Here is a 13560-nt window from a genome sequence, read left to right as displayed (position 1 = left end):
ATAATCATGGTAAAATAAAAACACCTGGTCGGTAAACCAGGTGTTTTTATTATTTGCTTAAAAGTTTTTGAGCCTCTGCTTCATCAGGCGTAGCATAGTAGGTTGTTTGATCGGTATAGATCACAAACCCAGGTTTAGCGCCATTGGGTTTCTTGACAAAACGCCGCTCGGTACAGTCTACAGGTACCTTGCTGCCGCTGCGGCTTTTGCTGAAATACGCGGCCAGTAGAACTGCTGCTGCAATATCACTTGCCGTTGCCTGGGGCAGCGTTGTTTTTAAGATGACATGTGATCCGGGAATGTTTTTAGTATGGAACCACAGATCCTTACCGCGTGCTAATGTAAAAGTCACGTAGTCGTTTTGTTTATTATTTTTACCGATATATAAGGTCGTTTCTTTGGAAAGCTTTATGAGCAGCGGCTCCGATTTTGGTTCCTGACCTTTATGTTTTTTGCCCTGATTCTGCAGCAGTCCTGCGGTGATAAGCTCCTGTTTTATTTCAGCAATTTCGTTCTTGGTTGTTGCCGTAGTCAGTGAAGCGTCAATGGAAGCCAGGTAATTGAGCATCTCCCTGGTCGTTTCAATTTGGTTTTGGACTTCGCTTTGTGCACGTTTATATTTATTGTACCGTTTATAATAAGCCTGTGCGTTTTCAGTAGGTGAAAGTAAGGGGGATAATTGGATTTCAAGCGGCTCGTTGTCATAAATATTAAGCAGTTGGCAGGAACTTTGTCCCTTGCTGATCTGATAAATATTAGCCATGATGGTATCGGCGATCATCCGCTGTGCTTCAGCTTTATCAGCGGTAAGCAGATCTTTTTCCAAAACCGGCAGCTTCTTTTCCAGACGCTGACTTTCGCCGATGACTAATTTTTGCAGTGTTTCCTGTTCAGGTAGTTGAATTGGCGTCAGGGTGACTGCATAATTAAGCGCACTGTTGATATCTGGCAGTTGTTTAGTATTACAGCCTGGTTCCAAAATCGTGGGCGCAAAAGGCAGAATAGTCTTGACCTGATTAGTGCGGCTGATGACAGCATATACCGGCGCTGATGTTTGCTGATTAGCTGATTGCTGTAATGAATAGATTGCATTGGCGAGACGTTGTTCTTCCTCTGCAGTCAAAGCAGTTGTGTTGCTATCTATACCAGCCGCAGCTAAAAGCTCGGATGCAGTTATTTTGCCAATGCCTGTAGTGGCAGCGATCAAAGCAGCTAAGCTGTTTTTAGTTTTAAATTCGTGCATTGCCTCAATGATTGCATTAGCTGGAGCTGTTAAAATAGAAAGGCCGGTCTGCTGAGGCGGCGCAAGATAAGGCAGATTAGGCATGATCTGCCGGAAAGAACTCATTGCTTTATTAACATGCTTCAAGCTGTCGAAAATCAGACCGTTTTCGGCAAAAATGATATTGCTGTTTTTGCCGGTCAGTTCAAAAATCAGTTGTTTAGTAACTATTTGTCTAGCGGTACCGATTGTATCAATATCTATGGTAATGATACGATCCAGACCGCTTTGCTCGATTCTGGTTATACGGCCTTCTTCCAGATGCTTGCGCAGCAGCATACAAAAAGCCGGAGGACTTTCGGGACGTTCGGGTAAATTATTCGGCAGGTACAGCATCGGTGAACCGCAGCTGAAATCAGCAAGCAATGCCGCAGTATCGCGTTCGCGTTTTACAAGCAGCAGCAGCGACTCGTATGAGGGCATAAAAACCTTGTAGATCTTGCCGCCTAAAAGCTCTTCTTTTAGTTTATTTGTTAAAATATGCAAGGTCAAACCTTCTAAATTCATTGATTTGCTCCTTTTTACTTCGTTTTTTAGTGATTTTGATTTGCACGTGAAAGCAGAATAAGATATAATAATAGTTCAAGAATAAGTATACAACAGATTTCGCGATTAGCAAATAATCGGAAGGGGATACGATTATGAAAAATCTGCTTTTGGTGCTGTGCCTGGTTGTCTTTTGCCTGCAGGCAGAAGCGGCGCTTTCAGCTACTGATCAGAATTTAGAAGCGGCTATTGCCTATGGTAAAAGCTATCAGGGTGAAAAAAATGACGCAGTTATGCTGCAGCCGTGGGTAATTGCTGAAAGTTTTGAAACCAATCCTTATCGTGATGAGGAAAGGATCATAGTTTATACTCCTTATCTGCTGACGGCTCTGGATACCGCAGGAAAAACGCAGGAGGCTGCCGGTATCAGTGTGGAGAATGCTAAAGAACTGGTAGCGCGTTACGATGGCGTGCTAGTTATACGTGCGGTGATCAACGCACCGATAATTCTGAATGAAAAAGATTTGGAAGTGCAGCTTGTGCAAAATGGGAATTTTGTCACACCATACCACAGCGACTATTTAGACGGCAGATATCTTGACAAGGCGGTCAATAAGCCTATCGTTGATGTGGAGGTACAGAAAAAGCTGGATCGGATGGAAACGATCCAGGAAAAAGCGGCAGCACTGCAAAAACAGCTGGATGCCTTGAAGGAAAATAAAATCAAGCCTGCAGACATCGATTTGGAGCAGAAAACGAAATCGGATGTCAAATCTGAGTCTGTGGAAGTAAAGCAGAAGATCTGCCAGCTGCAGTATAATTTTTATTTTGATCAGGCAGAATTCAATGTTGACAAACCTTATTTACTGGTCATTAAGGACGCTTATTGCGGCGGACGAGAATTTGCCGTGGATCCTGCGTTATTAAAATAAAATGAATCATCATAAAATTTAGGAGGTTTTAGCTTGCTGAAAAGTATGACTGGCTTCGGCCGGGGTGAATATGAAGACGAGCAGTTTTCAGTAACGATTGAAATGAAAACGGTCAATCACCGTTATAACGAGGTAGCTATTCGCTTACCGCGTTTTTTGAATCCGGTAGAAGACAGAATCCGTAAGACTATTTTAAAATCTGTTAATCGTGGACGCATCGATGTTTTTATCAATGCTTCTTATACCAATACAGAAAACGTTTCGATTAAAGTAGATAAAGCTTTGGTACTGGCGTATCATAACGCTTTGCGTGATGTTGGTTCCGCTATCGGCTGTGAAGACTATAAGCTTAACGAGCAGTCGGAAATTTTATATTTGTCACGCTGCCCGGATGTGATCAATGCACAAGAAGGTTTTTTTGACGTTGAGAGTGTTTGGCCGAAGCTGGAACAGGCTTTGCGTCAGGCTATCAGTAATCTTGTCGCTATGCGTGAGACCGAGGGCAGTAATATCTATGGTGATTTCATTAAACGTGCCGATCTGATTGCCGAAAAACTGGCAGTAATCGAAGAACGTTCGCCGCAGGTAGTTGAAGAATACCAGATTCGCCTGAGCGACAGGATCAACGAACTGCTTGCGAAACATAACCAGGTCATTGAACCGGAACGATTGCTGCAGGAAGTCGCTATTTTTGCTGACCGTACCAGTATTACTGAGGAGATCGTCAGACTGAAAAGCCATATTAAACAATTCAGGCTGATCATTGATGCAGATCAGCCTGTCGGTCGCAAGCTCGATTTTCTTATCCAGGAATTCAACCGCGAGGCAAATACCATTGCTTCCAAAGCCAACGATTATACTTTGGCGCAAGTTGTTGTGGAGATCAAAGCTGAGATAGAAAAAATCAGGGAACAGATCCAGAATATCGAGTAATGGGGAAAGGGTGAAAGTATGGATATCAAATTGATCAATATTGGCTTTGGCAATATTGTAGCTGCCAACAGGATCATTTCTATCATCAGTCCTGAATCTGCTCCTATCAAAAGGATTATTCAGGAAGCGCGCGACAGAGGTATGCTGATTGATGCCACTTATGGCCGCAGAACCAGAGCGGTTATCGTGACTGACAGCGGTCATATTATTTTATCGGCTGTGCAGCCGGAAACAGTCGCCAACCGTTTAGTGCAGACTGACGACGAAGACGAAGAATAAATAAAACGGAAGGTGGGCTAATCGTGAAGCCGCAGGGGTTATTATTAGTTTTGTCCGGGCCTTCAGGAGCCGGCAAGGGAACGATTTGTCAGATGCTTAGGGAAAAGCTTCCCGACTTGGCTTATTCCGTTTCAGTTACTACCAGACAGGCGCGTAACGGCGAAGTTGACGGCGTGAATTACTTTTTTAAATCTGTGGAAGAAGTAAAGCAGATGATCGCAGAGGGAGAACTGCTGGAATATGCCGAGGTTTATGGAAATTATTACGGTACGCCCCGTTCTTATGTTATGGAACTGCTGAATCAGGGTAAGGATGTTATTTTGGAGATTGATATCCAGGGCGCGATGCAGATTAAAAAACGCTTTCCTGATGGAGTATTTGTGTTTATCGTACCACCGTCACTTGATGAATTATGCTCGCGCATTTATAAACGCGGCACGGACAGCGAAGACGTTATTAAACGCCGTTTAGCTTCGGCAACAGGTGAACTGGCTTATGCCAACGAATATGATTATATAGTCGTCAATGATGTGGCGCAGAAAGCTACCAGCAAAGTTTTGACGATCATGGAAGCAGAACGTTACCGTGCTGCCAGAACTTATTTTATTATCAATGAAATTTGCCATGCGGCACATAAGGAGAGAGAAATATGAGTATGGTTGACCCTTCTATCGATTATTTAGCAGAGAAAGTTGACAGTAAATACACCCTGGTGATTTTAGCTGCCAAACGTGCCCGTGAACTGACGGTAGGCAATCAGAATATGCCTCAGAAAGAAGTAAGCACCGCTTTACGCGAGATCGCTGACGATGTTATTACTTACGAGCGTAAAGTACGCTGAGATAAGGGGGCTTAGTGCCTTGTTGCTAAAAGGAAAGAAAATCGTTTTAGGCGTTACTGGCGGTATCGCCGTTTATAAAGCTGTCGATCTGGTAAGCCGTCTGCGCAAGCAGGGGGCCGAGGTGCGTGTCGTTATGACAGAGCATGCCCGGCAGTTTGTTACGCCGCTGACATTTAAGGAAATCAGCGGCAACGCTGTTGCGACTTCTATGTGGAACAGTAACCAGGAATTTAATGTTGAGCATATCGCTCTGGCAAACTGGGCTGATGTTTTTGTAGTAGCTCCGGCTACTGCCAATATCATTGCGAAAATGGCGCACGGTCTTGCCGACGATCTGCTTTCTACAACTTTACTGGCCGCTCAGGCACCGATCATCGTCTGTCCGGCGATGAATACAGGTATGTATGAAAATGCTTTGACGCAGGAAAATATTACCTGCCTGAAAGAGCATGGCGTAACTGTGATGGCCCCGGCGACAGGCTTTTTGGCCTGTGGTACTTCTGGTGCGGGACGTCTGCCTGAGCCTTGTGAGATCGTGGAATTTGTCAAAGCTTTCTTTGCCAGAAGTTGTGGCGATATGAAAAATCTGCGTGTTTTGGTAACTGCTGCCGGTACCCGCGAGCCGATCGACCCGGTACGGTATGTCGGCAACCGCTCCAGCGGTAAGATGGGTTATGCTATCGCGCAGGCCGCTGCTGACCGCGGTGCCGAGGTGACGCTGGTTTCGGGGCCGTCGGTGCTGAATCCGCCTGCTAATGTCAAAACGGTGCAGGTTGAAACTACGCAGCAGATGATGGACGCCTGTCTGGCAGCTTACAACGACATGGATATAGTGATCAAAGCTGCTGCTGTGGCTGATTACAGACCCCATGATGTTGCCGAACAGAAAATCAAAAAGAAAACTGACGACGCTTTAACTGTCGTAATGGATAAAAACCCTGATATTCTAAAAGCTCTGGGCGAACGTAAAGAAAAACAGTTTTTGGTAGGCTTTGCTGCCGAAACTCAAAATCTGATTGCTAATGCAAAAGAAAAAATCTGCAAAAAGAATTTGGATATGATCGTTGCTAACGATGTCACTTTGCAGGGGGCAGGATTTAACTCTGATACCAATATCGTTAAATTCCTGTTTCCGGACGGCGAAGTGCGCGAGCTGGAGCAAATGACCAAAGCAGAAGTTGCAGAAGAGCTTTTGAATACTGTTCTGCGTTTGCTCAAATCGTAAATAGTATAACTCGTTCAAAAGGCGTAGAAATAAGCTTTTGTAGGCCTCGGGATGTAAAAATGAAAGATTTTTGTAAAATCTGTTGCAATTTGAAAGTTGTTCCGCTATAATAAGCATTGTAATTGAATATTACTCATCAAGAGCTGGTGGAGGGAATGGCCCTGTGAAACCGCAGCAACCATTGTAAGGTGAAAGTCTTGCAAAACGGTGCTAAGTCCTGCGATAATTCGTGAGATGAGAATGCTGAACAATAATACGCAGCGCTCTCATTATGAGAGCGCTTTTTTAGTAAGCAGGCAGATTGATGATGTGTACTTTATCTAAAGGAGGCTAATTATGAGAAAATTATTTACTTCTGAGTCTGTAACAGAAGGACATCCGGATAAGATCGCCGATCAGATTTCTGATGCGGTTTTAGACGCTATCTTAGAACAGGACCCGATGGGACGTGTTGCGTGTGAAACTTTGGTGGCAACCGGTCAGATTCATGTTGTCGGTGAGATTTCCACAAACTGTTATGTGGATATTCCGAAAATCGCCCGTGAAACTGTAGTCAATATTGGCTATGACCGTGCTAAATATGGTTTTGACGGTAATACCTGCGGCGTGCTGATCTCTATCGACGAGCAGTCTGCCGATATCGCTTTAGGTGTTGATAAAGCACTGGAAGCTAAAGAAGGCAAAGCAGAGGAAACTGAGGTAGGCGCCGGCGACCAGGGTATGATGTTTGGTTACGCTACTAACGAAACCGAAGAATATATGCCGCTGCCTATCTGTCTGGCTCATAAGCTGGCCCGTCGGTTGTCGGAAGTTCGTAAAAACGGTACCTTACCGTATCTGCGTCCTGATGGCAAAACTCAGGTTACAGTTGAATACGACGACGGTAAGCCCGTACGTATCGACGCTATAGTAGTTTCTTCTCAGCATGCGCCTGAAATTCCGATGGAGCAGATCCGCGCTGATATTATGGAGCATGTTATTAAACCGATCGTACCTGCAGAAATGCTGGACGCTGATACCAAATACTATATCAATCCTACCGGCCGTTTTGTTATCGGCGGCCCGCAGGGTGACTCCGGTCTGACCGGACGTAAGATCATTGTCGATACCTACGGCGGTATGGCACGTCATGGCGGCGGAGCTTTCTCGGGTAAAGACCCCACAAAGGTAGACCGCAGCGCTGCTTACGCCGCACGTTACGTTGCTAAAAATATCGTTGCCGCCGGACTGGCTGGTAAATGTGAGATTCAGCTGGCTTATGCTATCGGCGTGGCACAGCCTGTATCTGTTTTGGTAGATACCTTTGGTACCGGTAAGATCGACGATGATAAGATCGCTGACCTGGTGCGCAAAAACTTCTCGCTGAGTCCGGCTGCGATCATCAAAGCTTTGGACCTGCGCCGTCCGATCTATAAACAAACGGCTGCTTACGGCCATATGGGACGTACTGATATTGATCTGCCGTGGGAGCGTACGGATAAAGCCGCTTCCTTGAAAGAACAGGCAGGCTTGTAATTTAAAATGTTGGTAAAGTCACAGCTTCTGCAGGAGCTGTGACTTTCTTTATCTTAGTATAAAAACTGTTGTCCGTAGGAAAAATAAAGGAATTTTCATTTAAATAGTAGAAGTATAATAAGTTAAAGTTTACAGTAATGGAGCATTACATGAAATATATAAATGTGGCAATCAACCTGCCTGTAAAAAACTTGTTCAAACAATTTACCTATGCCGTACCGCCGCAGCTGGACCACGTTGATGTGGGCTGGCGTGTTGTGGTGCCATTTGGGTATCAGACAGTGGAGGGGTTTGTGACATCGTTGGCCGCGGCTGCTCCGGCAGAATACGAATGTAAAGAAATTTTGGCGACACTGGATACGCGCCCCTGGTTTGATGCGGAAATGCTGGCAACGGCAAATTGGCTGTCCGAATATTATCTGTGTTCGCCGGCTGAGGCGATGCGGCTGTTTATTCCAGGTAAAACCAGCATCAAGCGGCAGGCTGTTTATAACGATGAAGGTAAGCTGATCGCTTATGATTACGAAAATAAACTGAAAATCAAGACCCGTATCTGCTTTGTTGTGACTAAGGCAGGACGTGAGGCTCTGGTAGCATATAATAAACGTCTGCGTGCACAGATGCATGCCTTGGAAGTGCTGGCAGAAGCCGAACGCCCTCTAAGCGGGGAGGAACTGGCGTCAGTGCAGGTGAGTGCTGCGACACTGCGTATCTTATGTGAGAAAGGCTGGAGCGAACGTAGTGAGCAACGTGTTTTGCGCAACAGCTATGCCAACAGGACGGAGCTGAAGGAAAGTCTGCATTTGACAGACGAGCAGCGTCAGGCTGTTGAGGCTATCGGCAGTGCTATTACAGAGCCGCATCAGGAAACTTTTTTGTTGCAGGGCATAACCGGCAGCGGTAAGACAGAGGTTTATCTGCGGGCGGCAGCTCAGGCAATGGAAGCAGGCAAGCAGGTTCTGCTGCTGGTACCAGAGATAGCATTGACGGCACAGATCGTTAAACGTTTTCAGGCCTGGTTCGGCGATGAAGTTGCGGTTGCCCACAGCAAACTGTCACAGAATGAACGTGCCGATGTGTGGTATAAAATGCGTACTAACAGTGCCAAGCTGCTGATCGGTGTACGCTCAGCTGTTTTTGCTCCCTTCAGCGATCTGGGCCTGATAATTATTGATGAAGAACATGAGAGCAGTTACAAGCAGGACGAGCGGCCCAATTATCATGCGCGGACAGTAGCCCTGAAAAGGGCGCAGCTGAGCGGTATTCCGGTAGTTTTGGGAAGTGCGACACCTGATTTGGAAAGTTTTTATAAAGCGCGCCAGGGAACATATACACATCTGCGTTTGCTGCAGCGTGCCAACGGCAGTATGCTGCCGCATGTTGAAATTGCCGATATGAGGCTGGAATTGCAGCGGGGGAATAAATCTGTGCTCTCGGCGGCGCTGAACGATGCATTGCTGCAGACGGCGGTACAGGGAGAGCAGGCTATAGTACTGCTGAACAGGCGTGGTTTTTCAACCTTTGTGATGTGTCGTGACTGCGGTGAAAGTATTGTATGCCCGCATTGTGCTGTTGCGCTGGTTTATCATAGTGCCGGTGAAGCAATGCGCTGCCATTACTGCGGGAATACCGCCCCGATCCCGGACGAATGTCCTAACTGTCATAGTCGCAGAATCAGATTTTTTGGTACTGGCACCCAGAAAGCAGAAGCAGAAATTGCCGAACTGCCGGAAATCAGGATTTTGCGGATGGATCAGGATTCGACTGTCAAAAAATTCGCGCATGAGGATATTCTTAAATCTTTCAGCAGCGGTGAATATAATGTGCTTTTAGGTACGCAGATGGTAGCAAAAGGACATGATATACCTAACGTAACACTGGTGGGTATCCTTTCGGCAGATTCGACGCTGAATCTGCCCGATTTCAGAGCTTCGGAACGAACCTTTGCTCTGCTGACACAGGCTGCAGGCAGAGCCGGGCGCGGTGACAGGGCCGGCCATGTGGTCCTGCAGACTTATGACCCGGATAATCCAGTTATCAAGCTGGCGGCGACGCAGGATTACGACACTTTTGCCGCCAGCGAACTGGAAATCAGGCAGGAGCTTGGATATCCGCCTTATACCGAAATTTTGAAAATTACGGTATTGGATAAGGAAGAAGTGCGCGGCAGCAGTCTGGCCCAGCGGATCGTTAATTTTCTGCAGACGCTGCAGCTGGAACATCCTGAACAGGAACTGTTGGTATTGGGGCCGTTCCCTGCTATCGTTGCCAAGGTACGTGACCTGTACCGCATGAACATTCTTGTAAAATGTCCGCAGATGGAGCCGGTCAAGCGTGCTTTGTGGAATTCTGAATTTAAAGAATGCCGAAATGTCTTTTTTGACGTCGACCCTGTCAGCGTAGTTTAGAAATTGCCTGCAGTTTGAATTTTATGGTATAATATAAGGTACGAAAAATTAAGGAGGTCCGACCGTGGCTAAATTAGATATCATTGTTGCCGGTAACCCAGTGCTGCGGTTAAAGGCAAAAGAAGTAGAACGTATAGATAAAAAAACAGTCCGTTTGCTGAACGATATGGCGGAAACCATGTACGCGGCAGACGGCGTAGGCCTGGCAGCGCCTCAGGTAGGTGTTTCCAGACGAATAGTAGTTATCGACGTTGGCGAAGGCCTGATCGAGCTTATCAATCCGGTTATCACCAAAAGGGAAGGTTCCGTTGTCGGCGGCGAAGGCTGTCTGTCGGTGCCTAATTTTGAAGGCGAAGTAGAACGCGCCGAATATATTGAATGTGAGTTTTTTGACCGTAAAGGCAAACGTATGAAGCTTGCCAGCGACGGCATTCTGGCGATCGCTGTACAGCACGAGCTGGATCATTTGGACGGTATCCTGTTTATTGATAAAGCTACCGTATTGACACCTAAAGAAACAGTGCCTGTCGGCATAGAATAGGCGGCAAGCTAAAGGAGATCAAAATGAGAATTGTATTTATGGGTACACCAGATTTTGCCGTAGGAACTTTACAGGCTTTGGTGGAATCAGGTAAGCACGAAATCGCTGCCGTTGTTACGCAGCCCGACCGTCCTAAAGGGCGCGGGCAGAAAATGCTGATGACGCCTGTTAAAGAATACGCTTTATCGCAGGGTTTACCTGTGTATCAGCCGGCGAAGGTCAAAACACCTGAGGTTATTGCCCAGCTGCGTGAGTTGCGGCCAGAGATCATCGTCGTTGCCGCTTTTGGGCAGCTGCTCAATCAGGAGCTTTTGGCATTGCCGCCTTTAGGATGCGTCAATGTACACGCTTCGCTGCTGCCGAAATATCGCGGTGCGGCACCGATCCATTATGCGATTTTGCAGGGCGAAAAAGAATCCGGCGTAACGATCATGCAGATGGATATCGGCATGGATACTGGCGATATTCTCAGTAAAGTTATCGTTCCTATAGGCAGTGAAATGACGATGGGAGAGCTGCATGACGAATTGAAGGTCAAAGGGGCTGAGCTTCTGGTGCGAACGTTAGACGAGCTTGCCTCAGGTGCGGCAAAGCCTGAAAAACAAAATGAGACTGAAGCAACCTATGCCAAGCTGCTGGACCGGGCAATGGAAAAAATCGACTGGAATAATCCGGCCGCTAAAATACACGATTTGGTGCGGGGATTTAATCCGGCTCCCGGCGCATTTACCAGATTGCCGGACGGCAAAAACCTGAAAATATGGAAAACAGTTCCGGCAGAGGGGCAGACGGCACCAGCAGGGACAGTTACGGCTGTAACGAAAAAAGGTTTTATAGTTGCCTGCGGCAGCGGTGCCTTGGAAGTGCTGGAAGTGCAGCCGGAATCGAAAAAACGTATGGAAGCCAAAGTTTTCTGCAATGGCCGCGGTGTAGAGCCCGGCACTGTATTAGGTAATATCGAGGGGTAAGTAATGATTGAACTTGAAAATGTTTTTAAGCCTAAAAAGAGGGTCTTTGTTTCACTGACTCTGGCCAGCGCCGTTATTGGCGCGATGGTCATTTATATGGCCTGGCGCGTAGCTCTGCCTGGTTTGGAACAAATCAACGCCAAGCTGCCTGTGGTGTTCGGCGGCATCGGTATCGCTATTGCTTTAGCATTGCTGGCCGGTGTTGCCGGTATCGTACTGGCTATCTTAGGTGTGCCCATCATGAAGATCTTTTACTTCTGGGCCTGGAAGGCTGTGAATATCTTATTCCCCTTCGCCGTTGTTTTAGGCAGAATTTTTGATATCCCGCGCAGTAAGATAGAGCAGTCTTTTATCGAAGTCAGTAATCATTTGGTCAAGCAGCATCGCGTCAAAGTTCCTGCCGACCGCATTATGATCCTGACCCCGCACTGTATCCAGCTGGATACCTGCGTACATAAGATCACCCGTAATATCGAAAACTGCCGTCAATGCGGTGGCTGCAGCGTTGGCGATATGCTGGGGCTGGCCCATAAATACGGTATCCACATGGCAGTAGCCACAGGCGGAACTTTGGCCCGGCAAATGGTCAAACAGATCAGACCGAAAGCTATTGTGGCTGTGGCCTGTGAACGTGATCTGACCAGCGGTATCCAGGACGTGTTCCCGCTGCCGGTAGTCGGCGTGCTCAATGAACGTCCCTTCGGGCCCTGCTTCAATACCCGCGTCGATATCAAACGTGTGGAGGCCGCAGTATTAGACTTTTTAGAAGTTGAGGAAAAGCATGGCGAACATTAAAGAACAAGCCGCTGCTGTGAACATGCTGCCAAATGCCCGCTTAACAGCGGCTCAGGTGATCAACAGCGTTTTCAAAGATGGGGCTTACGCCAATATAGCGCTCGGCAAGGCGCTAAGCAAACAAAATCATAGCGAACAGGACAGAAGGTTCGTTACCGAGCTGGTTTACGGCACGGTGAAGGCCAAAGGCACTATAGACTGGCTGCTGCAGCAGCTGGTATCACGTCCTCTTGGCAAAATCGAACCGATGATTTTAAATATATTACGGCTGGGTGTTTTCCAAATTTATTTTTTGGAACGCATACCGGCCTCTGCTGCTTGTAACGAGTCCGTTAATTTGGCGAAGAAGTTCGGGCATGAAGGCATCGTAAAATTTGTGAACGGCGTGCTGCGCGGAGCGGTGCGCAGTAAGGAAAGTATCGTTTATCCGGATGCAGGAAAAGATCCCAGGCAGTATTTAGCACTTAAAGAATTTCATCCGGACTGGCTGGTAAAACGTTGGCTCAAACAATTCGGTTTTGAAGGGGCGCAGGCTTTGTGCCGCTTTGATAACGAGCCACCGCCTCTGACACTGCGTGTAAACACTTTGGTGATTGACCGCAAAACACTTCTGGCGAGTCTGCAGGAGGATGGCTTTGAGGCCGAACCTTCCAAATGGTGCGAAGATGGTATCGTCTGTACCAAGATCCCGGCGCTCAGTGTTTTGTTCAGTAAATACAACGATATGTTTTATGTGCAGGACGAAAGCTCGATGCTGGTAGCGCCGGTTTTAGCACCTCAGCCCGGGCAGACAGTTATCGACGTTTGCAGTGCGCCGGGCGGTAAAACGACCCATTTAGTGCAGCTGATGCAAAACAAAGGCGTTATCTACGCTACTGATATCCACGAGCATAAAATCAAGCTGATCGAAGAAAACAGCAGGCGGCTGGGCATTACAATCATTGAGCCGTCGCTGCAGGATGCGGCAGAGTTTAAGCCTGAGTGGGCGTCAATGGCAGACTGCGTGCTGGTAGACGCTCCATGTTCGGGGCTGGGCGTACTGCGCCGTCGTGCCGAAGCACGCTGGAAGAAAAATAAGCTTGATCTGAAAACTTTCCCGCCGCTGCAGCGCGATATTCTGCGCAATGCTGCCCGTTATGTCAAACCTGGCGGCAGGCTGGTCTATAGTACCTGCACTTTAGAGCAGGCCGAAAATCATTACATTCCCGCTGAATTTTTAGAAAATAATCCCAACTGGCAGTATGCCGGTTTTCAGCACCCGCTGACAGGTGAAACAGTGGACGAATTGCAGCTGCTGCCGCAGCACGATGGTACCGATGGTTTCTATATCTGCGCTTTGGTGCGTAAGGAGTAGG

At 47.2% G+C, this 13560-nt stretch carries 13 protein-coding genes and 1 riboswitch; of the genes, 12 read left to right on the top strand and 1 reads right to left on the bottom strand.

The features are described from left to right. Window positions 1-49: 49 nt before the first annotated feature. Window positions 50-1789 carry an Rqc2 family fibronectin-binding protein gene (locus C8D73_RS00870; RefSeq protein WP_021718407.1) on the bottom strand — a complete coding sequence of 580 codons (1740 nt, stop codon included), beginning with the start codon at window positions 1787-1789 and terminating at the stop codon, window positions 50-52. 134 nt (window positions 1790-1923) lie between these two features. Here C8D73_RS00870 and C8D73_RS00865 point away from each other — a divergent pair, with 134 nt between their 5' ends. From C8D73_RS00865 to rsmB, 12 genes are all read left to right on the top strand, one after another. Next, window positions 1924-2700: a hypothetical protein gene (locus tag C8D73_RS00865; protein WP_113077019.1), complete on the top strand. Its 777-nt coding sequence runs from the start codon at window positions 1924-1926 to the stop codon at window positions 2698-2700. A 33-nt stretch (window positions 2701-2733) separates the two neighbouring features. After that, window positions 2734-3633, top strand: coding sequence for a YicC/YloC family endoribonuclease (locus C8D73_RS00860; RefSeq protein ID WP_170123143.1), 900 nt, complete (start codon window positions 2734-2736; stop codon window positions 3631-3633). Window positions 3634-3651: 18 nt separating this feature from the next. After that, on the top strand, window positions 3652-3912 hold the full coding sequence (gene remA, locus C8D73_RS00855) for an extracellular matrix/biofilm regulator RemA (RefSeq protein ID WP_021718410.1): 261 nt from the start codon (window positions 3652-3654) through the stop codon (window positions 3910-3912). 23 nt (window positions 3913-3935) lie between these two features. Beyond that, window positions 3936-4565 carry a guanylate kinase gene (gene gmk, locus C8D73_RS00850; protein ID WP_021718411.1) on the top strand — a complete coding sequence of 210 codons (630 nt, stop codon included), beginning with the start codon at window positions 3936-3938 and terminating at the stop codon, window positions 4563-4565. Window positions 4566-4567: 2 nt separating this feature from the next. After that, entirely contained in the window at window positions 4568-4753 is a 186-nt protein-coding gene (gene rpoZ, locus C8D73_RS00845; protein WP_113077352.1) for a DNA-directed RNA polymerase subunit omega, read from the top strand. 22 nt (window positions 4754-4775) lie between these two features. Next, entirely contained in the window at window positions 4776-5978 is a 1203-nt protein-coding gene (gene coaBC / locus C8D73_RS00840) for a bifunctional phosphopantothenoylcysteine decarboxylase/phosphopantothenate--cysteine ligase CoaBC (protein ID WP_113077351.1), read from the top strand. 130 nt (window positions 5979-6108) lie between these two features. Beyond that, a riboswitch (SAM riboswitch) is annotated at window positions 6109-6219 on the top strand. Between the two features lie 95 nt (window positions 6220-6314). Further along, on the top strand, window positions 6315-7493 hold the full coding sequence (gene metK / locus C8D73_RS00835) for a methionine adenosyltransferase (protein ID WP_113077018.1): 1179 nt from the start codon (window positions 6315-6317) through the stop codon (window positions 7491-7493). Between the two features lie 149 nt (window positions 7494-7642). Further along, window positions 7643-9901 (top strand): replication restart helicase PriA, encoded by a 2259-nt coding sequence (gene priA, locus C8D73_RS00830; protein ID WP_113077017.1) that lies wholly within the window; start codon window positions 7643-7645, stop codon window positions 9899-9901. Between the two features lie 64 nt (window positions 9902-9965). Next, a complete protein-coding gene (def, locus tag C8D73_RS00825; RefSeq protein WP_021718416.1) occupies window positions 9966-10442 on the top strand; it encodes a peptide deformylase in 477 nt (158 codons plus the stop codon). A 23-nt stretch (window positions 10443-10465) separates the two neighbouring features. Next, complete coding sequence (gene fmt / locus C8D73_RS00820; protein WP_113077016.1) at window positions 10466-11410, top strand: methionyl-tRNA formyltransferase; 945 nt, start codon at window positions 10466-10468, stop codon at window positions 11408-11410. 3 nt (window positions 11411-11413) lie between these two features. Then, window positions 11414-12205, top strand: a complete 792-nt coding sequence (locus C8D73_RS00815; RefSeq protein WP_021718418.1) for a DUF116 domain-containing protein — start codon at window positions 11414-11416, stop codon at window positions 12203-12205. Next, entirely contained in the window at window positions 12192-13559 is a 1368-nt protein-coding gene (gene rsmB, locus C8D73_RS00810) for a 16S rRNA (cytosine(967)-C(5))-methyltransferase RsmB (RefSeq protein WP_249033567.1), read from the top strand. Before C8D73_RS00815 ends, rsmB begins: the two co-directional genes overlap by 14 nt. Window position 13560 lies beyond the last annotated feature (1 nt).

Origin of the sequence: Phascolarctobacterium faecium DSM 14760, from assembly GCF_003269275.1 — a bacterium.
Taxonomy (GTDB): domain Bacteria; phylum Bacillota; class Negativicutes; order Acidaminococcales; family Acidaminococcaceae; genus Phascolarctobacterium; species Phascolarctobacterium faecium.
The sequence above is the reverse complement of the archived record's forward strand: the minus strand, read 5'-3'. Positions and strand labels throughout refer to the sequence as shown.